Genomic DNA, 25,320 nt, shown 5'->3' on the forward strand with positions numbered 1-25,320 from the left:
GGAAGCGGGGGAGGTGCCGCACCACCTGCGGGCCGAGCACCTCGACGAGCCCCTCGGCATCCGGAGCACCACCCCGCGGCTGTCCTGGCGGCTGCCGGCCGGCGCCCGCGAGCAGCTGGCCGCCCGGATCACCACCGACAACGGCTGGGACACCGGCTGGGTGGACGGCGACCGGACCCTGCTGGTCCCCTACGCCGGCCCGCCGCTGGGGTCGTCCCAGCGGGTGCAGTGGCGGGTGGCGGTCCGCACCGACCTGGGGGAGAGCGCTGCGTCGGAGCCGGCGTGGTTCGAGACCGGGTTGCTGTGGGCCGAGGACTGGCAGGCCTCGTGGGTCGAGCCGGGGGAGACGCCCGGCGGCCCGCCGGGGGAGCGGCCCGCCGCGCTGCTGCGGTACGAGTTCGACGTCGACCGGCCGGTGGTCACCGCCCGGCTGCACGCCACCGCCCAGGGGTTGTACGAGGCGTTCCTCAACGGCGAGCGCGCCGGTGACGCCGAGCTGACCCCGGGCTTCACCCAGTACGACGTCCGGCTGCAGGTGCAGACCCTCGACGTCACCGCCGCCGTCCGGCCGGGCCGCAACGCGCTGGCCGTGGTGCTGGCCGACGGCTGGTTCCGCGGCCAGATCGGCATCCTGCGCGCCGCTGACCAGTGGGGTGACCGGCTGGCCCTGCTCGCGCAGCTGCATCTGGTGCACGCCGACGGCAGCGTCACCGTCGTCGGCTCCGGGGCGGGCTGGCGCAGCGCCGAGGGCCACGTGGTGGCCGCCGACCTGATCGCCGGCGAGCGGGTGGACCTGCGGCGGCTGCCGCGCGGCTGGGACGTGCCGGGGTTCGACGACGCCGGCTGGGCACCGGTGGGCGTCGTCCACCACGGCTACGCCGGCCTCGTCGACTCACCGGCCCCGCCGGTCCGCCGGATCGAGGAGCTCACCCCGGTGTCGGTCACCCGGCTCCCGAGCGGGGTGCACGTCGTCGACCTCGGCCAGAACGTCAACGGCTGGCTGCGGCTCACCGACCTGGGCCCGGCGAACACCACCCTCACGCTGACGCACGGCGAGTGGCTCGGCCCCGACGGCGACGTCACCACCGACCACCTCCGCCCGGCTGTGCCGTTCCTGCCGGAGCCGCTGTCGGCCGGGCAGGTCGACCAGGTGGTGTCCGCCGGCGTGCCGGGGGAGGTGTTCGAACCGCGGCGGACGACGCACGGCTTCCAGTACGCGCGGATCGAGGGCCACCCCGGTGAGCTGACCGCCGACGACGTCCGCGGCGTGGTCGTGCACACCGACCTGCGCCGCACCGGCTGGTTCTCCTGCAGCGACGAGCGGGTGAGCCGCTTCCACGAGGCTGCCGTCTGGAGCCTGCGCGGCAACGCCTGCGACGTCCCCACCGACTGCCCGCACCGCGAGCGCGCCGGCTGGACCGGTGACTGGCAGCTCTACGTGCCCACGGCTGCGTTCCTCTATGACGTCGCCGGGTTCTCCACCAAGTGGCTGCGCGACGTCGCCGCCGACCAGTGGCCGGACGGCACGATCGCCAACATCAGCCCGTCCTCCCGCAGCGAGGGGCGGGAGGGCCCGGTCGCGGCGATGAACGGCTCGGCCGGCTGGGGCGACGCCGCGGTCATCGTGCCCTGGGAGCTGTACCGCGCCTACGGCGACGAGCAGGTGCTCGCCGAGCTGTGGCCGACGATGGTCGGCTGGCTGGACCGGGTGGAACGGACGGCCCGCGACCAGCGGCACCCGGCGCGGGTCGCGCGCCATCCGGATCCCGCGCCGCACGAGCGGTTCCTCTGGGACACCGGCTTCCACTGGGGCGAGTGGCTCGTGCCGGGGGAGGGCGTCGGCGACTTCGGCGCGTTCGCCGCAGCGGACAAGGGCGAGGTGGTCACGGCGTACTACGCGCACAGCGCCGGCTTGATGAGCCGGATCGCCGCCGTCCTCGGCCGGACGGCGGACGCCGACCGCTACGCGGGGCTGGCCGCCGAGGTGCGCGCCGCCTGGCAGGCGGAGTACCTGGACGACGAGGGGCGGCTGACCTGCGACACGCAGGCCGACCACGTGCGTGCGCTCGCCTTCGACCTCGTCCCCGCGGAGCTGCGGGCGGCCGTCGCGGAGCGGCTGGTCGAGCTGGTCCGCAAGGCCGACACCCACCTGGGCACCGGGTTCCTGGCGACGCCGTACCTGCTGCCGGTGCTCGCCGACGCCGGGCACCTCGACGTCGCCTACGAGCTGCTGTTCACCGACACCGAGCCGTCCTGGCTGACCATGGTCGACCGCGGCGCGACCACCGTCTGGGAACGCTGGGACGGGGTGAGCGCCGAGGGCGTGCCGCACGAGTCGCTCAACCACTACAGCAAGGGCGCGGTCGTCTCCTTCCTGCACCGGTACACCGCCGGCATCGAGCTGACCGACCCCGCCTACCGCCGGTTCCGGGTGCAGCCGCGCCCGGGTGGCGACCTGACCAGCGCAGAGGCCGCGCACGAGTCGCCGTACGGCCGGATCGAGTCGGCCTGGCAGGTCACGGACGGCGTCTTCTCCCTGCGCGTGGCGGTGCCCGCCGGCACCGAGGCGACCGTCGTCCTCCCCGACGGCACCACCCACCAAGCCGCCCCCGGCCTGCACACCTTCCGCTGCCCCGCCCCCGTTCCCGCCCCCGCCTGATGATCATGGAGCTGGCGGGAGGACACGCCGCGGTACCCCGGCGCGTCCGCACCGGTGCTCCATGATCGTCGGCCCGCTCGACCGAGAGGACCCCATGAGCACCACCGAGACCCCCGAGTGGGCCGGGCCCGCGCACTTCCTGGACCCGCACGAGCCCATCCGCCGCGCGGACGGCGCCCGGCACTTTTCCGGGCTGACCTACGCGGTCGCGTTCGGCTACCGGCCGCTGCAGCTGGACCTCTGGGTGCCCGACACCCCGGCGCCGGCGCCGCTGGTGGTCTACGTGCACGGTGGCGGCTGGATGATGGGAGACCGGCGGTACCTGCCCGAGACACTCCGCCCGGGGTCGTTGTTCGACGCCTTCCTCGACGCCGGCCTCGCGGTCGCGACCATCGACTACCGGCACGCGCACGAGGCCGCGTTCCCGGCCCAGCTGCACGACGCGAAGGCCGCCGTCCGTTACCTGCGGGCGCACGCCGACGTCCTCGGGGTCGACACCACCCGGATCGGGGCGATGGGCGAGTCGGCCGGCGGGCACCTGGCCGCGCTGCTCGGGCTCACCGCGCACCGCCCCGACCTGGAGGGTCGTCACGGGGTCACCGGACCGTCCAGCGCGGTCGACGTCGTCGTCGACTGGTACGGCGTGGCCGACCTGGACACCATGCCCCGGCAGGCGCCGCCGCCGGAGGTCGCTGCGCTGCTGCCGGTGGAGATGCAGGTGCCGCCGGAGGACCAGCTCCTCGACGGCCTGGACGGACAGCTCCGGGACGACGCCAGCCCGATCTCCCACGTCACCGCGGACGCCCCGCCGTTCCTGCTGGTGCACGGCACCGCGGACTGGCTGGTGCCCTGCTCCCAGAGCGAGCAGCTGCACGCCGCCCTCACCGCCGTCGGCGTGGACTCCCGGCTGGTGCCGGTGAAGGGGGCCGGGCACATCTGGCTCGGGTGCGACGACGTGGACGGCATCGTCGAGCTGTCCGTGAAGTACCTGGCGGAGGCGCTGGCATGAGCGACCTGACCGTCCTGCCCGTGACCGTCGAGCACCACCGCGAGCCGATGGGCATCGGCGACACCCGGCCGCGGCTGTCCTGGGTGCCCCGCACCGACCTCGACGGCTGGCGGCAGGCCGCGTACGAGCTGGAGATCGCACCCGAGGACGGCCCGGTCTGGTCGTCGGGCCGGGTGGCGTCCGACGAGTCGGTCCTGGTGCCCTGGGGCGCTCCCGAGCTGACCAGCCGGGAACGGCGCGCGGTCCGCGTCCGGGTGTGGGGGGCCGGTGCGAGCGAGCCGTCGGCGTGGAGCGAGGACACCGTCGTCGAGGCCGGCCTCCTTGCGCCGGCCGAATGGACCGCGACGCTGGTCCACCCGGTGATCCCGGTCGAGGCCGGCGACGAGCCGGCCGCGCTGCTGCGCCGGGAGTTCGTGCTGGACCAGCCGGTCACCCGGGCCCGGCTGTACGCCACCGCACAGGGCGTCTACGAGGCCGAGCTGAACGGGTCGGTCGTCGGCGACCACGTGCTGGCGCCCGGCTGGACGAGCTACCACCACCGACTGCGCTACCAGACCCACGACGTGACGGCGCTGCTCACCGAGGGCGCCAACGCGCTCGGCGTGCACCTGGCGCAGGGATGGTTCGCCGGCCCGCTCGGCTTCACCGGCAAGCGGGCCTTCTACGGCGACCGGACCGGCGCCTTCGTCCAGCTCGAGGTCGAGCACCCCGACGGCAGCCGCACCGTCGTGACCACCGACGGTTCCTGGCGCTCGGCGCCCAGCCCGCTCACCCGGGCCGGGCTCTACAGCGGGGAGACCTTCGACGCCCGCCGCGACCTCCCCGGCTGGTCGCAGCCGGCCTTCGACGACAGCAGCTGGACGCCGGTGGAGACCGGGACGCTGGACGTCGCCACCCTGGTCGCCCCGACCGGCCCGCCGGTGCGCCGGACCGAGGTCCTGCCGGTGCGGGAGATCAGCACCTCGCCGTCGGGGAGGACGCTGGTCGACTTCGGCCAGAACCTGGTCGGCCGGCTGCGCCTCTCGCTGCCGGACGCGCCGGCCGGCACGGAGGTCACCGTCCGGCACGCGGAGGTGCTCGAGCACGGCGAGCTGGGCACCCGCCCGCTGCGCGGGGCCGACGCCACCGACGTTGTCGTGCTGGACGGGCAGGGCCCGCGCACCTGGGAGCCGCGGTTCACCTTCCACGGCTTCCGGTACGCCGAGGTCAGCGGCTGGCCGGGGGAGCTGACGCCGGGCGACCTCGAGGCCGTCGTCGTGCACACCGACCTGCGCCGGACCGGCACCTTCGCGTGCTCGGACCCGGACGTGGACCGGCTGCACGAGAACGTCGTCTGGGGGATGCGGGGCAACTTCCTCGACGTCCCCACCGACTGCCCGCAGCGCGACGAGCGGCTGGGGTGGACCGGGGACCTGCAGGTCTTCGCCCCGTCCGCCTCCTTCCTCTACGACACCACCGGCATGCTCCGCTCCTGGCTGGCCGACCTCGCGGTCGAGCAGCGGGTGGACCACGACGGCATCGTGCCGATGTACGTGCCGTTCCTGCCGCTGCTGCCCTTCCCGCAGCAGGCGGAGGTGGGCTGGGGCGACGCGGCCGTCGTCGTCCCGTGGGTGCTGTACCAGCGGACCGGGGACGCCGGGCTGCTCGCCGACCAGTGGGGCTCCATGACCGCCTGGATCGACGTCTTCGCCGCGCGGGCGGGCGCCGACCTGGACTTCCCCGAGGGTGGGTTCTCCTTCGGCGACTGGCTGGACAGCGCGGCGCCGCCGGACAACCCCGCCGCGGCGCGCACCCCCTGGCAGTGCGTCGCCACCGCCTACCTCGCCCGTTCGGCGCGCACGGTCGCGCAGGCCGCGGAGGTCCTCGGCCGGGACGGCGCCCGGTTCGCCGACCTCGCCGCGCGGGCGACCGAGCGGTTCCGCGCCGAGTACGTCTCCCCGAACGGCCGGGTCGCCTACCCGTCGCAGACGGCGTACGCCCTGGCCCTGGAGTTCGACCTGCTCACCGCCGACCAGCGGGCGCACGCCGGCCGGCTGCTGGCCGAGCAGGTGCTGAAGGACGGCTTCCACATCGCCAGCGGCTTCCTCGGCACCCCGTTGGTCACCGACGCGCTGACGAACGCCGGGGAGCTGGCGACGGCCTACGAGCTGCTGCTCCAGCGGGAGAACCCGTCGTGGCTGTACCCGGTGACGATGGGCGCGACGACGATCTGGGAGCGCTGGGACTCCATGCTCCCCGACGGGTCGATCAACCCCGGGGACATGACCTCGTTCAACCACTACGCGTTCGGTGCGGTGGCCGACTGGCTGCACCGCACCGTCGCCGGCCTGGCCCCGGCCGAGCCCGGTTACCGGCGGTTGCGGGTCGCCCCCCGCCCCGGCCCGGGGATCACCTCCGCGGCGGCCACCCATGAGACGCCGTACGGGACGGCGGCGGTCTCCTGGACCCTCGACGGCGCCGAGCTGACGCTGGAGCTGACCGTCCCGCCGAACACGACCGCCGAGGTGTCACTGCCCGACGGCAGCGCACCGGTCCAGGTGGCGGCCGGGCGGCACTCGTTCACCCGCACGGTGACCGTCCCGGCGCCGGTGGAGAAGCCCGCGCTGTTCTTCGACCCGGATGCCCACCAGTGACGTCTGTGCCCGTGACCCCGGCGCCCGTCGTCCCCGGCTTCCATCCCGACCCCAGCGTCTGCCGGGTCGACGACACGTACTGGATGGTGCACTCGAGCTTCGAGTACGCCCCGGGCGTGCCGCTGTACCGCTCGACCGACCTGGTCTCCTGGGAGCAGGTCGGGCACGTGCTGGCCCGGCCGTCGCAGCTCGACGTCTCGGCCGCCCCGGGCTCTGGCGGCATCACCGCCTGCACGATCCGCCACCACGACGGCCGGTTCTGGATGGTCACCACCAACCTCGCTGATGGCGGCTGGCAGACGCTGGTCACGGCCGAGGACCCGCGGGGGGAGTGGTCGGAGCCGGTCCGGATGGACGAGGTCCGCGGGATCGACCCCGACCTCGCCTGGGACGACGACGGGACCCTGCTGGTCACCTATGCGGGCTTCGGCGCCAAAGGGCCGGCCGGGGTCGTGCAGCAGGCCGTCGACCCGGTCACCGGGTGGGCGCTGACCGAGCGGCAGCGCGTGTGGCAGGGCACCGGCGGCCGGTTCCCGGAGGGCCCGCACCTGTACCGGGTCGGGGAGCACTGGTACCTGCTGATCGCCGAGGGCGGCACCGAGCGCGGGCACGCGGTCACCATCGCCCGCGGCCCGTCACCGCAGGGGCCGTGGGAGCCGTGCCCGCACAACCCGCTGCTGACCCACCGGGGTGTCGAGTCGCCGGTGCAGAACACCGGCCACGCGGACCTGGTGCAGCGCCCCGACGGCAGCTGGGCGATCGTCTTCCACGGCGTCCGGCCGCGCGGAGCGAGCCCGCAGTTCCACGTCCTGGGTCGGGAGACCTTCGCCGCCGACGTGGTGTGGACCGACGGCTGGCCCCGGCTGGGGGAGTGGTTGACCCCGGCCGCCGGGCCGGTCGAGGTCGAGGAGCTGGGCGGCGCCGCGCTGCCGGTCTCCTGGGTGTCGCCGCGCCGGTTCCCCGGCGACGCGCTCACCCGGGGCGAGGGCGGCTGGCGGCTCACCGCCGGGGCCGCCGACCCGGCCTCGGACGACGCCGCCTTCGCCGGCCGCCGGCAGGAGCACCTGTACTGCCGGGCCCGTGCGGTCGTGGCCGCGGACGGCGACGGGGTCGGTGGACTGTCGGTGCGCATGGACCCCCGCCACCGCCTCGACCTCCAGGTCGCCGGGGGCGTGGTGCGCGCGGTCGCGCAGGTCGGCCCGCTCCGATCGCTGCTGGGGGAGGCCGCCGTCCCGGCCGGGGACGTCGTGCTGGAGGTCCGGGCCGTCCCGTCCGAGGGCCACTTCTCCTCCACTGCGCTCGGCCCGGACCAGCTGGTCGCCGGGGTCGTGGACGCCGGCGGCGTGTTCGCCGAGCTCGGCCGGATCGACGGCCGCTACGTCTCCACCGAGGTGGCCGGCGGGATGACCGGCCGGATGGTCGGCGTCTGGTGCTCGTCCGGGTCGGTCGTCGTCCGCTCGTTCCGCTACGTCGGCGCCGACGACCCGGCCGCCGTCCTCACCGCCTGACGCCTGGAGGAAGCACGTGTCCCTGCGCATCACCCAACGCTGCCGCGTCGTCGTCGACAACGACTCGGCCGGTGACCCCGACGGTCTGGTCGCCCTGGCCCACCACCTGCTCAGCGCCGCCAACCGGGTGGACGCGGTGACCAGCTCGCACCTGAACGCGGTGTTCGGGCCGCCCGAGGGCACGGCAGCCGCGGGCGCCCGGCGCGCGCAGGAGCTGGTCGACCTGGTCGGCACCCAGCGGCCGGTGGTGGCCGCCGGGTGCGACGTGCCGATCGGCGGCGGTGACACGTCGTCGGCGGCCGCGGATGCCATCGTCGCCGAGGCGCGGCGGGACGACCCGCTGCCGCTCTTCCTGGTCTGCGCGGGCCCGCTGACCAACGTCGCCCAGGCGCTGCGGCAGGCCCCGGACATCGCCGCCCGGTTGACCCTGGTCTGGGTCGGTGGGGCGCTGGACGCCGACGCGTTCGAGTACAACAGGGACACCGACGCCGAGGCCGCCCGCGAGGTGCTCGCCCGCGACGACCTGGCGATCTCGCAGTTCCCGCTGGAGACCTACCGGCGCTGCACGTACTCGGTGGCGGAGCTGGAGCAGGACGTGGGCGGCGCCGGGCGGCTGGGTGCCTGGCTCTGGCAGCAGTACGTCGAGCTGCCGGTCCCCGACTTCGTGGAGCAGGGGGAGACCTGGCCGCTCGGCGACAGCCCGCCGGTCCTGGTCACCGCCCTCGACGACGTGGCCTGCACGTGGACGGAGTCCCCGGACCGGCCGGGACGCCGGGTGTGCACCGACGTCGACCTCCGCCTGCTGGTCGCCGACCTGCTCGCCCGGCTCCGGCTGCACGAGCGCCGGAGCCGGGAGGCCTGAGCACGGCTCAGAGCGTGGTCATGCCGCCGTCGACGGCGAACGTCGCGCCGGTGGCGAACGCCGACTCGTCGCTGGCGAGGAACACCATGACGCCCTCGAGGTCGCCGGTCGTGCCGGCGCGGCCCATCGGGATCCGGCCGACGATCGCGGCCCGCGCCCCGGGGTCGGCGGTGAGGGTGCTGACCAGCCCGGTCTCGGTGTACGGCGGGACGACGGTGTTCACCCGGATGCCCCGGCGGGCGTAGGCGGCGGCGACCGTGCGGGCCAGCCCGTGCATGCCGGCCTTGGACGAGGCGTAGGCGGTGAACTCTGCCCCCTCGCCGCGGACGGCGGTGGGGCTGCCGGTGAACACGATCGAGCCGCCGCCGACGCCCAGCATCCCGCGGACGGCGTGCTTCACGGTCAGGAAGGCCCCGGTCAGGTTGACCTCGTGGGTGCGGCGCCAGACGTCGAGGTCCAGGTCGGCCACCTCGGCGTCCTGCCCGAACAGCTGCACGCCGGCGTTGACGACGACCACGTCGGGCACCCAGCCGTCCGCGGCGAGCGCGGCGAAGCCACCGGCGACGCTGTCCTCGTCGGTGACGTCCATCGGCACCGCGCGCCCGCCCGATGCCGCGGCGGCCGCCTCGGCGCCCGCGACGTCCCGGTCGGCGTAGGCCACCCGCGCTCCCTCGGCGGCGAACCGGTCGGCCACCGCCCGCCCGATGCCCGCCGCAGCCCCGGTCACCAACGCCGTCTTCCCTGTCAGTCGCCCGCTCATGGCACGAGTCTGCCCAGCGCCGGCACCGCCGGAGACCACCGTGCCGATCACCGGCAGCCCGGTTCCACCAGCGGCCCGACCACCCGGACGACGTCACGCCTTGCTGGCCAATGGCAAGGACGTCGCGGTGGTGACGGCGGTCACCGAGGATCGACGGTGCGCGGGTGCCCGCGGCGATCCAGCAGACGGCCGATCGCCGGGAACGCCGGCCCCGCGCGGGCATGGGGCGCTCCAGCCAGGACGCCATCCGTCGCGTGCTGACCTCGTTCCCCACTCGAGAGGGCAGCCATGCGCCGCACCCCGTTCACCACCGGCTGGCAGTTCCGGCCGCACGCCAACTCCTTCGCCGAGATGGTCGGGGCCGCCGCACCCTGGCAGCCGGTCACGCTGCCGCACGACGCGACGCTGGCCCAGCCGCGCGACGCCGCTCACGGTGCCGGGTCGGGGTACTTCCCGGGCGGCGTGTACGAGTACCGGCGGACGTTCGACGTCCCCGCGGACGCCGTCGAGCAGCGCTGGCTGCTGGAGTTCGAGGGCGTCTACCGCCGGGCGATGGTCTACGTGAACGGCAGCCTCGCCGGGCACTGGGCGTCGGGGTACACCGGCTTCACCGTGCCGCTGGACGACCATCTCCGGTACGGCGCGGAGAACGAGGTGCGGGTGGTCTGTCGCGCCGGCGCCGACTCCCGCTGGTACGCCGGCGCCGGCATCCACCGGCCGGTGCACCTGCTGGCCGGCCCGCTGCTGCGCGTCGCCCCGGACGGCGTCCGGGTGACCACGCTGGACGCCGACCGCGAGCTGGCGGTCGTCGAGGTGGTGACCACCGTCGTCAACGACCGGCTGCGGCTGGCCACCGTCGCGGCGGTCACCGAGCTGCGCGACGCCGCGGGCACCGTCGTCGCCGCCGATCGGGTGCCGGTCAGCGTGCGCCCCGGGGAGCCGGCGGTGGTGCGGCAGCGGCTCGTCGTCCGCGAGCCGGCGCTGTGGGGGCCGGACTCCCCGGCGCTGCACACCGCGACGGTCGCCCTGGTCGAGGAGGACGCCGTGCTGGACACCGAGACGGTGACCACCGGCATCCGCACCCTCTCCGTCGACCCGGTCCGCGGCCTGCGGGTCAACGGCGAGCCGGTGCTGCTGCGTGGGGCGTGCGTCCACTCCGACAACGGGGTGCTCGGCGCGGCGGCGGTCGACCGGGCCGACGAGCGCCGGGTGGAGCTGCTGCGGGCCGCCGGCTTCAACGCCCTGCGCAGCGCGCACAACCCGATGAGCCGGGCTGTGCTCGAGGCCTGCGACCGGCTCGGGGTCCTGGTGATGGACGAGCTGACCGACATGTGGACGGAGAGCAAGTCCGACTTCGACGCCGCGCTGGACTTCCCCGAGTGGTGGGCGCGTGACGTCGCCGCGATGGTGGCCAAGGACGTCAACCACTCCAGCGTGGTGATGTACTCGATCGGCAACGAGATCCCCGAGCTCGGCACCCCGCACGGCGCGCTGTGGTCCCGCCGCCTGGCCGAGGAGGTGCGGCGCCTCGACCCGACCAGGCCGGTGACCAACGGGGTCAACGGCATGCTGGCCGTGATCGGTGAGGCGACGGCCGACCTGGCGGACGCTGAGGGCGGCATCAACACGATGCTCGCCGACATGGGCGGCTTCATGCGCGAGCTCTCGCGGTCCGAGCTCGTCGGACGGCGGACTGCGGAGGCGTTCGGCGTGCTCGACGTCGCCGGGCTGAACTACATGGACACCCGGTACGAGAGCGACCGCGACGTCTTCCCTAACCGGGTGGTCGTCGGGAGCGAGACCTTCGCGACCGAGATCGACCGGCTCTGGCGGTTGGTGCAGGACAACCCGCACGTCATCGGTGACTTCACCTGGACCGGCTGGGACTACCTGGGCGAGGCCGGCATCGGGCGCACCGCCGACGCCGAGGAGCCGGGGGCCCGCGGGCTCTCCGGGCCCTTCCCGTGGCTGCTCGCGTGGTGCGGCGACATCGACATCACCGGGCACCGGCGGCCGGCGTCGTACTACCGGGAGATCGTCTTCGGGCTCCGGTCCGACCCCTACCTCGCCGTCCAGCGGCCGGAACGGTCCGGCCGGGAGACGGTGTCGCCGCCGTGGGCGTGGACCGACTCGGTGGGCAGTTGGGGCTTCGCCGGTGCCGAGGGCGCCCCGCTCACCGTCGAGGTCTACAGCGACGCCGATGAGGTCGAGCTGCTGCTGGACGGCCACTCGCTGGGCACCGCGAAGGCGGGGGAGGCCCACCGCTTCCGCGCCGAGTTCACCGTGCCCTGGGCGCCGGGCGAGCTGACCGCGGTCGCCCGCACCGGCGGGGCGGAGACCGGCCGGTGCTCGCTGCGCTCGGCAGACGGACCGGTGCAGCTGGCCGTCGCCGTCGACCGGCAGGTGGTCCGAGCCCAGGACACCGACCTGGCGTTCGTCGACCTCGCGCTGACCGACGCCGCCGGCACGGTCGCGCTGGGGGTCGACCGCGAGGTGACCGTGGCGGTGGCGGGCCCGGGCGTGCTCGTCGGGTTCGGCAGCGCCGCGCCGGTGACCGAGGAGTCCTACGGCGACGACGTGCACACCACCTTCGACGGCCGGGCGCTCGCCGTCGTCCGCCCGACCGGCGCCGGCGCCATCACCGTGACCGCGACCGCCGAGGGCTGCGCCCCGGTCACCGTGACGGTCGAGGCCCGCTGACCCGCGTCCCGTCGCGGTGTCGCCATGGGCGACACCGCACCGGGGCGCTCCTCGACGCGCAGCTACCGTGCCGGCATGACGGACGACGGCAGCCGGGTCCAGCCGTGGGGCGCGGGCACGTGGACCACGCAGCCGGTCGCGGCCACCGAGGACGGCGCCGACCTGCTGGTCACCGCCGTTGAGGGCAGCGACGCCTGGCGGCACACCTCCTACGGCTTCGTCCACGACGACGCTCATGCCCTGCTCGCCCCGCTGGACGGTGCGGTCGAGGTGACCTTCGAGGCCGACTTCGACCAGCAGTTCGACCAGGCCGGGCTGATGCTGCGGACCGACGCGGAGACCTGGCTCAAGGCCGGCGTCGAGTTCTCCGACGGCGCGCCGCAGCTCGGTGCCGTCGTCACGCTCGGGCACTCGGACTGGTCGGTCGCCCCGGTGCCGGACTGGGCCGGCCGCCGGGTCACCGTCCGGGCCAGTCGGGACGGCGACGCGGTCACGGTGCGGGCGCGGGTGGACGACGAGCCGTTCCGGCTGGTCCGGGTCGCCTGGTTCCCGCCGGACGCCGAGGTGCACGCCGGGCCGTACTGCTGCGCCCCGACCAGGGCCGGCCTCGTCGTCCGCTTCCGACGCTGGACGACCGGGGCGGCGGACGCAGCTCTGCACTGAACCCCTCCCGCTGGATGGCATCGGCGGCGACGCGGGCGGCCGGCGGTCGGCAGGATCGGGGAGTGACTGCCACCACCCCGTCCGACCCGACCGCGCTGCCGCTGGAGCAGAAGGCGGCCCTCCTCTCCGGCCAGGACTTCTGGTCGACCCCGCCGGTCGAGGCGGCCGGGCTGCCCTCGGTGGTGCTCACCGACGGCCCGCACGGGGTGCGCCGGCAGGTGGGCGACCTCGACCAGATCGGCCTCATCGAGAGCGTGCCGGCCACCTGCTTCCCGCCGGCCGTCGCCGTGGGGTCCAGCTGGGACCCGGAGGTGGCCGAGCGGATCGGGGCGGCGATCGGGGTCGAGGCCCGTGCGATCGGCGTGCCCGTCGTCCTCGGGCCGGGGGTGAACATCAAGCGGTCGCCGCTGTGCGGCCGCAACTTCGAGTACTACTCCGAGGACCCGCTGCTGGCCGGGGTGCTCGGCGCCGCGCACGTCCGCGGCCAGCAGGGCGCGGGCGTGGGCGCGTCGGTCAAGCACTTCGCGGCCAACAACCAGGAGACGCAGCGCATGCAGGTCAGCGCCGACGTCGACGAGCGCACGCTGCGCGAGATCTACCTGCCGGCCTTCGAGCGGGTGGTCACCGAGGCCCAGCCGGCCACGGTGATGTGCGCCTACAACAAGGTCAACGGGGTCTACGCCTCCCAGCACCACTGGCTGCTCACCGAGGTGCTGCGGGAGGAGTGGGGCTTCACCGGGGCCGTCGTCTCCGACTGGGGCGCGGTCGACGACCGGGTCGCCGCCCTCGAGGCGGGCCTGGACCTGCAGATGCCCGGTGACCACGGCGCCGGCAACGCCCTGGTGGTGGACGCCGTGCGCAGTGGCCGGCTGGACGAGGCCGTCGTCGACCGCAGCGTGCGCCGGGTGGCCGCGCTGGCCGGGTACGTCACCGAGCCGGCCCACACCTCCGACGCCGATGCCTTCGACGCCGACGCCCACCACGCGCTGGCCCGCGAGCTCGCGGCCGGCTGTCCGGTGCTGCTCAAGAACGACGGCGGCGCGCTGCCGCTGGTCGCCGGCCAGCGGGTCGCCGTGGTCGGCGAGTTCGCCCGCACGCCGCGGTTCCAGGGCGGCGGCAGCTCGCACGTCAACGCCACCCGGGTCGACGACGCCCTCACCGCGCTGCGGGCGACGCACCCGGACCTGGCGTTCGCCCCCGGCTTCACCCTCGACGGCGCCGGGGACGCCGCTGCCTTGCGGGACGAGGCCGTCGACCTGGCCCGGGACGCCGGCGTCACCGTGGTGTTCGCCGGGCTGGGCGAGGGCGACGAGTCCGAGGGCTTCGACCGCACGCACCTCGACCTGCCGGCCGCCCAGGTGGAGCTGATCCGCGCGGTCGCCGCGGTCAGCAGGAGGACGGTCGTCGTCCTCTCCTCGGGGGGCGTGGTCTCCCTGGAGGGCTGGCACGACGACGTCGACGCCGTGCTCGCCGGCTTCCTGCTCGGCCAGGCCGGCGGCAGCGCGCTGGCCGACCTGCTCACCGGCGCCGTCGACCCCTCGGGCCGGCTGGCCGAGACCATCCCGCTGCGGTTGGCGGACACCCCCAGCTTCCTCGACTTCCCGGGGGAGCAGGGCCACGTCCGCTACGGCGAGGGCGTGATGGTCGGCTACCGCCAGTTCGTCACCGTCGACCGCCCGGTGCGGTACCCGTTCGGCCACGGGCTGAGCTACACGACGTTCACCACGAGCGACCTGCAGGTCCGGGCCGTCGGCGACGACGCAGCGACGGTGACCCTGATGGTGACCAACACCGGCGCGCGGGCCGGCCGGCACGTCGTGCAGGTCTATGTCGCGACCACCGCCGGACCGGTGCGGCGGCCCGCCCGTGAGCTGCGCGCCTTCACCAAGGTCTCGCTGGAGGCGGGGGAGTCGACGACGGTGACGTTCGAGCTGGACCGCCGGGCGTTCGCGTACTGGGACGTCCGGGAGCACGCCTGGGTCGTCGCGCCGGGGGAGCACACCGTGCAGATCGGCTGCAGCGCCACCGACGTCGTCGACGAGCGGACGATCGACCTCGCCGGGGACGTCGTGGTGCGGGACCTGACCCTGCAGTCCTCGGTCGTCGAGTGGTTCGAGCACCCGGTCGCCGGCCCACAGCTGCTGGAGGGCTTCCTGGCGACGATGCCCGAGGGTGCCGGTGAGATGCACGCCGGGATGCTGCAGATGATCGGCTCGATGCCGATGCGCCGGTTCGCCGCGGACTTCGGTGCGGCGATCCCCGCCGCGGAGCTCGAGCGGCTCATGGCGGCGGCGCGGGCCGCCCGGTGACCAGCTACGTCGCCCTGGGCAGCTCCTTCGCCGCCGGCCCCGGCATCGACCCGATCCTGGTCCCCGGGTGCGCGCGGTCGGGCCGCAACTACGCGCAGCTGGCCGCCGGGCGGCTCGGGTACGACCTGGTCGACGTCAGCTCGGGTGGGGCGACGATCGACGACGTCCTCACCCGGCCGCAGGCGCTGCTGGCCGGTGGCACCGTGCCGCCGCAGGTCCAGGCGGTCGGCCCGGACGCCGACCTGGTGACCGTCACCGTCGGCGGGAACGACGTCGACTACCTGCTCACCCTGCTGCGCTGCTCGGCCCGGGCCGACCCGGAGGGTGTGCCGCTGCCGGCCCGGGCGTTCTTCGGTACGCCGATCGACCTGGCCGCGGTGCACGCCGCGCTGGCGGTCCTGCCGGACCGGCTGGCCCAGCTGGTCGGGGAGGTCCGCCGGCGGGCGCCCCGGGCCAGGGTCGTGCTGGTCGACTACCTGACCGTGGTGCCTGACCAGGCCACCCCCGCCTTCCCGATGAACGAGGAGCACCGCCTGCTGTGCGCCGACGTCGGCCGGCGGCTGGAGGCGGCGACCGCGGCGGCCGCGCGCGAGGCCGGGGCGGAGCTGGTGACCGCCTCGGCGGCCTCCCGCGACCACGCCGTCGGCTCGGCCGAGCCGTGGGTCACCGGCTGGGTGTTCGGGGACCTGCTGGGTGGCGGGGTCGCCCCGTACCACCCGAACGCGGCTGGCATGCGCGCCGTCGCGGACCTGCTGGTCGAGCAGCTGTCAGCCCACCCCGCGCGCTGACCGGCGGTTCGTCCCGGCGGGGGCGGGCAAGGAGGACGGGTCCGACCCGCACTCCGAGAGGAACACCGCCCCCATGCGCGGAGCAGTCCTGCACGCCCCCGGCGACGTCCGCGTCGAGCAGCTCGAGGACCCGCGGGTCGTGGAGCCCACCGACGCCGTGGTCCGGGCCTCCGCCACCTGCGTGTGCGGCTCGGACCTGTGGCCCTACCGCGGCATCAACGAGGTCACCGAGCCGACGCCGATCGGCCACGAGTACGTCGGGGTCGTCGAGGCGGTCGGGGACGACGTCACCACGGTCCGCCCCGGCCAGTTCGTGATCGTGCCGTTCATCGCCTCGGACGGCACCTGCGCGCACTGCCGGGCCGGGTACCAGAGCGCCTGCGCACACCGGGTGGGCATCACCGGTGCCCAGGCGGAGCTGCTGCGGGTGCCGCACGCCGACGGCACCCTCGTCGCCACGCCGGAGGTGCCGGCTCCCGAGCTGCTGCCCAGCCTGCTCACCCTCTCCGACGTCATGGCCACCGGCTGGTTCGCCGCCGTCGCCGCCGGGGTGCGGCCGGGGATGACCGTCGCGGTGGTGGGGGACGGCGCCGTCGGACTGCTCGGCGTGCTGTCGGCCGCCCAGCTGGGGGCCGAGCGGATCATCGCCATGAGCCGGCACGAGCCGCGGCAGCGGCTGGCCAGCGGGTTCGGTGCCACCGACATCGTGACCGAGCGCGGCGACGAGGGGGTGGCGCGGATCCGGGACCTCACCGACGGGGTGGGGGCCGACGCCGTCCTGGAGTGCGTGGGCACGGCTGAGTCGATGGACCAGGCGATCCGCTCCACCCGCCCCGGTGGCGGCGTCGGGTTCGTCGGCGTCCCGCACGGTGTGGAGATCACCGGGCGGCAGCTGTTCTCCACGATGGTGCGGCTGCACGGCGGCCCCGCCCCGGTGCGCCGCTTCCTGCCCGACCTCATCGACCGGGTCTGGTCCGGGGCGACCGACCCCGGCCGGGTGTTCGACCTGACCCTGCCGCTGGACCGGGCCGCCGAGGGCTACCGGGCGATGGACGAGCGCCGCGCGGTCAAGGCCCTGCTGACGCCCTGACCGATCAGGAGCTCCCCTCGGCTCGGGCGTGCAGCTGCAGCTTGGCGAACAGGTCCTCGATCATCAGCCGGCAGTCGAGGTGGGTGTAGACGCGCATCGGCCGCGCATCGGGAACGTCGGTGTACTGCCCGTCCGCAGAGATCCTCGGTGTGTCCCGGACGACGTGCCGACTCGAGGAGGGGTCCGGCTCGAACGCCGACTGCAGCGCGGTGAGCAGCACCAGCGGGTTGTCGCCGAGGATGTAGGTCTCGCCGAGGTCGAACCCGTGCTGGAGGGCCTCCGTACGGAGGCCGTCCAGCGCGGCGAACAGTCGCGCACCCAGCGGCCCCTGCTCGGCCATCCGCAGCTGCAGCTCGGCGAAGGTGGCCAGCGTCTGCCGGTAGGCGTCGCGCGGCACCTGCCAGATCGGGACGGCGGAGTCACCGAACACGATCGACCCGGCCAGCACGTCGATGAGCAGGTTGTACTCGATCGGCATCGCGCCCGCCGGCGGCTCGGCCAGGCCGGAGTGCTCGGGCCCGCCGATCCAGACCAGCGTGAGCCGCTCGGCGATCCGCGGCTCGATCAGCCAGGCACTGGCGACCTCGGTGAGCCCGGCACCCGCGCAGACGTACAGCGGGCTGTCGACGTCGGTGCGCATGGCCTCGGCGACCAGCGCCTCGGCCGCCGCGGACCGGATCGGCGTCACCCGGTCGGTCAGACCGACGTTGGACCCGGCGAGGACCGGGACGTCGGGGCGTCCGGCCAGCGCGAGCACCTCGCGGGCGAGCTCGGCGGCGTTGTCGGCGGTGGTGTCCGAGGGGTCGAAGTGGTCACCGGGCCGCAGGTGCGAGCCGATGACCAGCCGCAGGTCGACCGACGGTGAGAGCGCGTGGTGCGCGAGCTGGACGAGGCCGTCGGGGTCACCGCTGAAGTCGTTGTCGACGACGACGCGGATACGGGGCTGCTTCATCGGTCAGACCTCTACGTGAGAAGCGCCCTGGGCGCGGCGTGACGCGTCGTCGTCCTGGGCACCGCCCTGATCGACCACCAGGACGGGCTCGTCGGTCCCGGGGGCGGTGCGCAGGGCGGCCAGCTCCTCCTCCGACGACACCGCCTCACCGCGGGCCACCATCCCGGCGACGTCGGACAGCGGCACCTCGCGCAGCGCCAGGGCCAGCAGCAGCGCGAGGACCAGGATCGGCACCAGGTACCAGAACACCGGCGCCAGCGCGTCGGCGTAGGCGTCCACGATCGCGGTGCGCAGCGGCTCACCCGCGGCCTCGACCGCCGTCGGCACCAGCGTGTCGGGGGAGGTGATCCCCGCCTGAGCCGCCTGCTCGGGATTGCCCGCCAGGGCCTCGCCGAGCCGGTCGCCCAGCCGGCTGGTGAACAGGGTGCCGAAGACGGCGACGCCCAGCACCGCACCCACCTCGCGGAAGTAGTTGTTCGTCGAGGTGGCGGTGCCGATCTGCGCGGCGGGGACGGCGTTCTGCGCGGCCAGCACGACGTTCTGCATGATCAGCCCGAGCCCGGCGCCGAGCAGGAAGAACATCGCGCCGACGGTCCAGAGTGCGGTGTCCCCGGCCAGCGTGGTCATCCAGAGCATTGCCGCCAGGATCAGCGCGACCCCGGCGACGGTGAACACCTTGTAGCGGCCGGTGCGCATGATCACCGCGGCCGAGCTCTGGATGGTCAGGATGATCCCGGCGGTCATCGGCAGCATCAGCAGCCCGGAGTTCGCCGCCGACAGGCCCGAGCTCATCTGCAGGTAGGTGGGCATGAAGGCGATCGCGGAGAACATGCCCAGGCCCACCGCCATGCCCAGCGCGGTGGCCACCACGAAGGTGGGGTTGCCGAACAGCGACAACGGGACGATCGGCTCGACCGCCCGCCGCTCCACCAGCACGAACGCCGCGATCGAGCAGGCGAGCACGGCCAGCAGTGCCAGCACCTGCCAGGAACCCCAGCCCTCGCTGCCGCCGATGTCGGTGGCGAGCACCAGCGACGTGGTGGCGACCGACAGGGTGAGGATGCCGGCGAGGTCCAGCGGTGTGGTGTTCCGCTTGCGCGGCAGGGTCAGCGCGGCCCAGCCGACGGCGAAGGCGGCCAGCCCGATCGGGACGTTGACCCAGAAGCACCAGCGCCAGCCCAGTGCCGCCGAGTCGGTGAAGAACCCGCCGACCAGCGGCCCGGCGACGGCGGAGAGCCCGAACAGCGCACCGATCGGGCCCATGTACTTCGCCCGCTCCCGGGCCGGCACGATGTCGGCGATGATCGCCTGGGACAGGATCATCAGCCCGCCGCCGCCGAGGCCCTGCACGCCGCGCCAGAAGACCAGCCAGCCGAAGTCCGGCGCCAGCGCGGCCCCCAGGCTCGCGGCGGTGAACAGCCCGATCGCCACCAGGAACAGCGTGCGGCGGCCGAACAGGTCGCCGAACTTGCCGTAGACCGGCATGACCAGGGTGGTCGCCAGCAGGTAGGCGGTGGTCATCCAGGCCATGTGCGAGACGCCGCCGAGCTCACCGACGATCGTCGGCATCGCAGTGGAGATGATCGTCTGGTCCAGCGCGGCCATCAGCATGCCGGCCAGCAGCGCGCCGAAGATGGTGTTGATCCGCCGGCGGGTCAGGACGATGGGCGGCGCGGCGGTGGGCGCGCTGGACATGGAGCTCCTCAGGGGTGGTGCGGGGGGCGGGTCGGTCGGGTCAGTGGCGCGGGGCGGGGAAGCCCGCCTCGACCTGGTCCCAGCCCTCGGCGACGAGGGTGGGCAGCGATGCGGTGAAGCCGCCGGCGCGCCAGCGGTGCAGCGCGCTGCGCATCACCGAGCCCTGCACGGCGGCGAGCAGGGAGGGCTGGACGTCGAGCTCGGCCTGGGTGCCGGTGCGGGCGGCGAGCCACTCGGCCAGCAGCTGCTCGCTCCGGGCGAACGAGGCGGTGAGCCGGGCGGCCAGCGCCGGGTGTGCGTCGACGACCTGCAGCCGCAGCGGCCACAGCTCGGTCTCCGCGGCCATCCGCGCGGCCTCGGCGGCGTGTACCGCGCGCAGCGCTTGGACGGGGGTCTCGGTCGCCGGCCGGGCGGACAGTGCCTCGGCGAGGCGGAGCGGGTGCTCCGGGTCCAGGCCGATGACCGCGTCGTCCTTGGAGGGGAAGTAGTTGAAGAACGTCCGGGGGGAGACGTCGGCGTCGGCGGCGATGTCGTCGACCGACACCCGGTCCAGCCCGCGCTCGGCGACCAGTCGCAGCGCCGACTCGTGCAGCGCCGCGCGGGTGGCCTGCTTCTTGCGCTCGCGCAGGCCCGTGGTCACGTCGAGAGCATGGCAGGGAAAGTGCACGGACTGCAAACATGCGCAGACTGCACGGCGTGCCGGCTGAGGGCGGTGTCGGCGCGGAGGTCACCGGGTGGGCGGCACCGGCGGCCATCGGCGAGGATCGGCCGGTGACCGATCCCGAGCTCCCGCCCCTCGCCGTCACCGGGTCGACCGGACGGCTCGGCGGCCGGGTCGCCCGGCTGCTCGCCGATGCCGGGGTGAGCCAGCGCTTGCTGGTCCGTGACCCGGCCCGCGCCCCGCAGCTGCCCGGCACCACCGTCGCCACCGCGCCCTACGGCGACCGGGCGGCCGTGCGCGAAGCGCTGACCGGCGTCGGCACGGTCTTCATGGTCTCGGGCAGCGAGTCCGCCGACCGGGTCGAGCAGCACCGCAGCTTCCTCGACGCGGCGGCCGACGCCGGGGTCGGTCACCTGGTCTACCTCTCCTTCCTCGGCGCCGCGCCGGACGCGACGTTCCTGCTGGCCCGCGACCACTGGGCCACCGAGGAGCACGCCCGCTCGCTCGGGCTGGCCACGACGTTCCTCCGTGACGGGCTCTACGCCGAGGACATGCCGGAGATGGTCGGCGAGGACGGCGTGATCCGCGGACCCGCCGGTGACGGCCAGGCGTCGGTGGTGGCGCTGGACGACATCGCCGCCGTCGCCGCCCTCGTGCTGCAGGACCCGGTGCCGCACGCCGGGGCGGTCTACGACCTCACCGGGCCGGCGGCGCTGACCCTCGGCGAGATCGCCGAGACGATCACCGCCGTGATCGGCCGGCCGGTGCGCTACCAGCTGGAGACCGTGGCGGAGGCCCACGCCTCCCGGGCCCAGTTCGAGGCACCCGAGTGGCTGGTGGACGCCTGGGTCTCCACGTACACGGCGATCGCGGCGGGGGAGATGGCCCCGGTCAGCAGCGACGTCCCCGAGCTGCTGGGCCGCCCGGCCACCCCGCTGGCCGAGGTGCTGCGGCGGACGGAGGCAACGGCAGGATGAGCCGGTGACCCGGACACCGCACCTCGCCTCCCGGCTGCAGGGCTTCGGGACGACGGTCTTCGCCGAGATGAGCGCGCTGGCCGCCGCCACCGGCGCGATCAACCTGGGCCAGGGCTTCCCCGACGAGCCGGGCCCGGCCGAGGTCCTCGACGTCGCCCGGGCGGCGATCGGCACGGCGCACGACCAGTACCCGCCGGGCCCCGGTCAGCCCGACCTGCGGGCCGCGATCGCCGAGCACCAGCAGCGGTTCCGCGGCCTGACCTACGACCCGGTCGACGAGGTGCTGGTCACGGCCGGGGCGACCGAGGCGCTGACCGCCGCGCTGCTCGGGCTGCTCGAGCCCGGCGACGAGGTGGTGCTGTTCGAGCCCATGTACGACAGCTACGCCGCGGCGGTGGCGATGGCCGGCGGGGTGCTGCGCCCGGTTCCGCTCCGCCCGCCGTCCTCGGTCGCCGGCGAGGTCGCCACCGGACCCTGGACCTTCGACGAGGCCGAGCTGCGGGCGGCGGTCACCCCGCGGGCGCGGCTGCTGCTGCTGAACACCCCGCACAACCCGACCGGCAAGGTGTTCACCCGCGCCGAGCTGGCGGTGCTCGCCGAGGTGGCCACTGCCGCGGACCTGCTGGTGCTCACCGACGAGGTCTACGAGCACCTGGTGTTCGCCGGCGCCGAGCACGTCTCGATCGCCACCCTGCCCGACATGGCCGAGCGCACCCTGGTTGTGAGCAGCGGCGGCAAGACGTTCAACACCACCGGCTGGAAGACCGGCTGGATCTGCGGCCCGGCACCGCTGGTGGCAGCGGCCCGCACCGCCAAGCAGTACCTCACCTTCGTCAACGGCGGCCCGTTCCAGCCGGCGATCGCCGCCGGGCTCCGGCTGCCCGACGAGTACTTCACCCGCGCCGCCGCCGACCTGCAGCGCCGCCGCGACCTCCTCGTGGCCGGGCTGGCCGACGCCGGGCTGCCGGTGGTGAGCCCGGAGGCCACCTACTTCGCCACCGTCGACGTCCGCCCGCGGCAGCCCGACGGCGACGGCATCGCGTTCTGCCGGTCCCTGCCCGGGCGGGCCGGGGTGGTCGCCGTCCCGACCGTGGTCTTCTATGCCCCGGAGCACGCGGAGCTGGGGCGGCACCTGGTGCGGTTCGCGTTCTGCAAGCGTGACGAGGTGCTGGCCGAGGCGGCCGCGCGGTTGAGGAGGCTGGCATGAGGATCGCGGCGGTGCAGCACGACATCGTCTGGGAGGACCGGGCGGCGAACTTCGCCCGGCTGGCCCCGCAGGTGGCCCGCGCGGTGGGCGCCGGGGCGGAGCTGGTGCTGCTCACCGAGACCTTCTCCACCGGCTTCTCGATGACGCCCGGGATCGGCGAACCGGAGGGTGGGCCGTCGTCTCAGTTCCTCGCCGCGCAGGCCGCCGAGCACGGCGTCTGGGTGGCCGGCACCTGCCCGGAGACCGACGTCGAGGGGGAGCTGCCCTACAACACGTTCGTGCTCGCCGGCCCGGACGGCACCGCCCACCGCTACCGGAAGCTGCACCCCTTCGCCGACGAACGGACCCGGTTCCGCTCCGGCACCGGCCCGGTCACCGTCGACGTCGGTGGCCTGCGGATCACCCCGTTCATCTGCTATGACCTGCGCTTCGCCGACGTGTTCTGGGCGGCCGCGCCGGACACCGACGTCTACCTGGTGCCGGCGAACTGGCCCAGCCCGCGCCGGCACCACTGGTCGGCGCTGCTGCAGGCCCGGGCGATCGAGAACCAGGCCTACGTGGTCGGCTGCAACCGGGTCGGCACGGCCGGCGACGGCACCGAGCACGCCGGGGACAGCCGGATCGTCTCCCCGATGGGCGAGCTGCTGGCCACCGCCTCGGGGGTGGAGACGATCGTGCTGGCCGACGTCGACGCCGCCGAGGTGGCTGCCACCCGGGACCGCTTCCGTTTCCTGGCCGACCGCCGGAGCTGAGCAGGTGGTGCCCCCGGGGCCAATCCGGGGTACCGGCGCACCGTGCCCACCCGTCGCGCGTTCCTCGCCGCCTCCGGCCAGCTGACCGCGGCGGCCCTGCTGGCGGCCTGCGGCGCGCCCAGCCCGGGGGACAGCGGAGAGGAGGCGCCGGACCCGGCGACCCTGGCCGTGCGTCCGGGCAGCGGCCAGCCGACCGGGTCAGCACCGGCCCCCGGTACGCACCCGCTGGGCGTGGCCGAGGACCGGGACGCCCTGCTGTACGTGCCGCCGACGCTGCCGGCGGAGGGGTCGGTGCCGCTGGTGGTCACCCTGCACGGCGCAGGTGGGGACGCCGAGGGCGGACTGGCGCCGCTGCGCGGGCTCGCCGACGAGCGCGGTCTGCTCCTGCTGTCCCCGGCCTCACGCGGGACGACGTGGGACGCGCTCGGCACCGGCTGGGGCCCGGACGTCGACCACGTCGACCGGGCGCTGCGCGAGGCCCTCGGGCTGCTGCCCGTCGACCCCGGACGGATCGCCGTCGCCGGGTTCTCCGACGGCGCCTCCTACGCACTCGGCCTGGGGCTGGCCAACGGCGACCTGTTCAGCGACGTCATCGCCTTCTCGCCGGGCTTCGTCCCCCCGGCCTCTCGCACCGGTCGCCCTCCGGTCTTCGTCTCGCACGGGGTCGACGACGAGGTGCTGCCGGTGGAGCGGACCAGCCGGCAGATCGTCCCGGCGCTGCGGGAGGGCGGCTACGAGGTGACCTACCGTGAGTTCGACGGCGGACACACCGTGCTCCCGGAGATCGCTCGGGAGGCCGTCGACCAGCTCGTCCGGGCGGGCGGTTGACCGGCCAGATCGACCGCTGTGCACCCCGGTGAGCATGCCGGGTCGTCAGAGCGGGCAGGCTGGAGGACCCTGGTACAGGTAGGTACCAGGTGGGACGTCGAGATGTGCAGGAGCTAGAGGATGTCGCAGGGCACGGTCAAGTGGTTCAACGCCGAGAAGGGGTTCGGGTTCATCGAGCCCGACGATGGTGGGCAGGACGTGTTCGCGCACTTCTCCGCGATCGCCGACGACGGGGGCTTCCGCAGCCTGGACGAGGGGCAGCGGGTCGAGTACACCGCCAGCGCCGGCGACCGCGGCATGCAGGCGGACTCCATCCAGCCCCTGGGCGGCGGCGGTGGCCGGCCCGCCCGTGAGGAGCGCGGTCACCGCGACGACCCCCGGCAGGTCCGCGCGCCGCAGGCCCCCCGCAGTGGTGGCGGCGGCTCGGAGGGCACGGTCCGCTGGTTCAACGCCGAGAAGGGCTTCGGGTTCATCGAGCCCGACGAGGGCGGGGACGACGTGTTCGTGCACTTCTCCGCGATCGCCGACGACGGTGGCTACCGCAGCCTGGACGAGGGTCAGCGGGTCGAGTACACCGCCAGCCCCGGCCAGCGGGGCCTGCAGGCCGACACGGTCCAGCCGCTCGGCGGCGGCCGGGCACCCCAGCGCGAGGAACGCGGCCGCCGGGACGCGCCCGCCCCGCGCGGCGGGCGTGGCGGCTCCGAGGGCACGGTGCGGTTCTTCAACGCCGAGAAGGGCTTCGGGTTCATCGAGCCCGACGAGGGCGGGGACGACGTGTTCGTGCACTTCTCCGCCATCGAGGACGACGGTGGCTACCGCAGCCTGGACGAGGGTCAGCGGGTCGAGTACAGCGCCAGCCCCGGCCAGCGCGGCATGCAGGCCGACTCGGTGCGCCCGCTCGGCGGCGGCGGTCGCCCGCCGGCCCGGTACGACGACCGACGTGACGACCGGCGGGACGAGCGGCCCCGCCGGGACGACCGCGCCGCGCGCGCCCTGCGGGCACCCCGCGGCGGCGGTGCCGGCGCCCAGGGCACCGTGCGGTTCTTCAACGCCGAGAAGGGCTTCGGGTTCATCGAGCCCGACGAGGGCGGAGACGACGTGTTCGTGCACTTCTCCGCCATCGCCGACCAGGGTGGTTACCGCAGCCTGGACGAGGGTCAGCGGGTCGAGTACACCGCCAGCGTCGGCGACCGCGGCATGCAGGCCGACTCCGTCCAGCCGCTCTGACACCCTCCCGCTGACCGCCGGGCACCCGCGGCGGTCAGCG

The 25,320-nt window shown here is 74.8% G+C and carries 19 protein-coding genes; 15 read left to right on the top strand and 4 right to left on the bottom strand.

The window, feature by feature from the left end:
- The first annotated feature begins 13 nt into the window (after positions 1–13).
- From O2W20_RS07670 to O2W20_RS07690, 5 genes are all read left to right on the top strand, one after another.
- The gene (locus O2W20_RS07670; RefSeq protein WP_269173229.1) at positions 14–2,659 is read left to right on the top strand and encodes a family 78 glycoside hydrolase catalytic domain; all 2,646 of its coding nucleotides are present in this window, start codon (positions 14–16) and stop codon (positions 2,657–2,659) included.
- A 94-nt stretch (positions 2,660–2,753) separates the two neighbouring features.
- Entirely contained in the window at positions 2,754–3,668 is a 915-nt protein-coding gene (locus O2W20_RS07675; RefSeq protein ID WP_269173228.1) for an alpha/beta hydrolase, read from the top strand.
- Complete coding sequence (locus tag O2W20_RS07680; protein ID WP_269173227.1) at positions 3,665–6,301, top strand: glycoside hydrolase family 78 protein; 2,637 nt, start codon at positions 3,665–3,667, stop codon at positions 6,299–6,301. Before O2W20_RS07675 ends, O2W20_RS07680 begins: the two co-directional genes overlap by 4 nt.
- A gap of 11 nt (positions 6,302–6,312) precedes the next feature.
- Positions 6,313–7,809, top strand: a complete 1,497-nt coding sequence (locus tag O2W20_RS07685) for a glycoside hydrolase family 43 protein (RefSeq protein ID WP_269173226.1) — start codon at positions 6,313–6,315, stop codon at positions 7,807–7,809.
- Positions 7,810–7,825: 16 nt separating this feature from the next.
- On the top strand, positions 7,826–8,671 hold the full coding sequence (locus tag O2W20_RS07690; RefSeq protein WP_269173225.1) for a nucleoside hydrolase: 846 nt from the start codon (positions 7,826–7,828) through the stop codon (positions 8,669–8,671).
- 7 nt (positions 8,672–8,678) lie between these two features.
- Here the strand turns inward: O2W20_RS07690 and O2W20_RS07695 are convergent, their stop codons facing one another.
- Positions 8,679–9,431, bottom strand: coding sequence for an SDR family NAD(P)-dependent oxidoreductase (locus O2W20_RS07695; RefSeq protein ID WP_269173224.1), 753 nt, complete (start codon positions 9,429–9,431; stop codon positions 8,679–8,681).
- A gap of 288 nt (positions 9,432–9,719) precedes the next feature.
- On the opposite strand from O2W20_RS07695, the gene O2W20_RS07700 reads away from it, so the two are divergent.
- The 5 genes from O2W20_RS07700 to O2W20_RS07720 all read left to right on the top strand — a co-directional run bounded on the left by O2W20_RS07700 (position 9,720) and on the right by O2W20_RS07720 (position 16,981).
- Entirely contained in the window at positions 9,720–12,131 is a 2,412-nt protein-coding gene (locus tag O2W20_RS07700; protein WP_269173223.1) for a glycoside hydrolase family 2 TIM barrel-domain containing protein, read from the top strand.
- A gap of 75 nt (positions 12,132–12,206) precedes the next feature.
- Positions 12,207–12,794 (top strand): DUF1349 domain-containing protein, encoded by a 588-nt coding sequence (locus O2W20_RS07705; protein WP_269173222.1) that lies wholly within the window; start codon positions 12,207–12,209, stop codon positions 12,792–12,794.
- A gap of 62 nt (positions 12,795–12,856) precedes the next feature.
- On the top strand, positions 12,857–15,103 hold the full coding sequence (locus O2W20_RS07710; RefSeq protein WP_269173221.1) for a glycoside hydrolase family 3 C-terminal domain-containing protein: 2,247 nt from the start codon (positions 12,857–12,859) through the stop codon (positions 15,101–15,103).
- Positions 15,100–15,891, top strand: a complete 792-nt coding sequence (locus O2W20_RS07715) for an SGNH/GDSL hydrolase family protein (RefSeq protein WP_269173220.1) — start codon at positions 15,100–15,102, stop codon at positions 15,889–15,891. The genes O2W20_RS07710 and O2W20_RS07715 overlap by 4 nt, the downstream gene beginning before the upstream one ends.
- Before the next feature lie 73 nt (positions 15,892–15,964).
- Positions 15,965–16,981 (top strand): zinc-dependent alcohol dehydrogenase family protein, encoded by a 1,017-nt coding sequence (locus O2W20_RS07720; protein ID WP_269173219.1) that lies wholly within the window; start codon positions 15,965–15,967, stop codon positions 16,979–16,981.
- A 4-nt stretch (positions 16,982–16,985) separates the two neighbouring features.
- On the opposite strand, the gene O2W20_RS07725 is transcribed toward O2W20_RS07720, so the two are convergent.
- Genes O2W20_RS07725 through O2W20_RS07735 form a run of 3 tightly spaced genes read right to left on the bottom strand, consistent with a single transcriptional unit; the run spans position 16,986 to position 20,268 of the window.
- Complete coding sequence (locus tag O2W20_RS07725) at positions 16,986–17,933, bottom strand: nucleoside hydrolase (protein ID WP_269173218.1); 948 nt, start codon at positions 17,931–17,933, stop codon at positions 16,986–16,988.
- A gap of 3 nt (positions 17,934–17,936) precedes the next feature.
- The gene (locus O2W20_RS07730) at positions 17,937–19,628 is read right to left on the bottom strand and encodes an MDR family MFS transporter (protein ID WP_269173217.1); all 1,692 of its coding nucleotides are present in this window, start codon (positions 19,626–19,628) and stop codon (positions 17,937–17,939) included.
- A 40-nt stretch (positions 19,629–19,668) separates the two neighbouring features.
- Complete coding sequence (locus tag O2W20_RS07735; RefSeq protein WP_269173216.1) at positions 19,669–20,268, bottom strand: acyl-CoA-like ligand-binding transcription factor; 600 nt, start codon at positions 20,266–20,268, stop codon at positions 19,669–19,671.
- A 131-nt stretch (positions 20,269–20,399) separates the two neighbouring features.
- Here O2W20_RS07735 and O2W20_RS07740 point away from each other — a divergent pair, with 131 nt between their 5' ends.
- The 5 genes from O2W20_RS07740 to O2W20_RS22760 all read left to right on the top strand — a co-directional run bounded on the left by O2W20_RS07740 (position 20,400) and on the right by O2W20_RS22760 (position 25,280).
- The gene (locus tag O2W20_RS07740) at positions 20,400–21,266 is read left to right on the top strand and encodes an SDR family oxidoreductase (RefSeq protein ID WP_269173215.1); all 867 of its coding nucleotides are present in this window, start codon (positions 20,400–20,402) and stop codon (positions 21,264–21,266) included.
- Between the two features lie 4 nt (positions 21,267–21,270).
- Positions 21,271–22,473 (top strand): pyridoxal phosphate-dependent aminotransferase, encoded by a 1,203-nt coding sequence (locus O2W20_RS07745; protein ID WP_269173214.1) that lies wholly within the window; start codon positions 21,271–21,273, stop codon positions 22,471–22,473.
- Positions 22,470–23,225, top strand: coding sequence for a nitrilase-related carbon-nitrogen hydrolase (locus tag O2W20_RS07750; protein ID WP_269173213.1), 756 nt, complete (start codon positions 22,470–22,472; stop codon positions 23,223–23,225). The genes O2W20_RS07745 and O2W20_RS07750 overlap by 4 nt, the downstream gene beginning before the upstream one ends.
- A gap of 42 nt (positions 23,226–23,267) precedes the next feature.
- Entirely contained in the window at positions 23,268–24,053 is a 786-nt protein-coding gene (locus O2W20_RS07755) for an alpha/beta hydrolase (protein ID WP_269173212.1), read from the top strand.
- A gap of 120 nt (positions 24,054–24,173) precedes the next feature.
- A complete protein-coding gene (locus tag O2W20_RS22760; RefSeq protein ID WP_442928951.1) occupies positions 24,174–25,280 on the top strand; it encodes a cold-shock protein in 1,107 nt (368 codons plus the stop codon).
- Positions 25,281–25,320: the final 40 nt, after the last annotated feature.

It is taken from the genome of Modestobacter sp. VKM Ac-2982 (assembly GCF_026967935.1).
Taxonomy (GTDB): Bacteria; Actinomycetota; Actinomycetes; order Mycobacteriales; family Geodermatophilaceae; genus Modestobacter.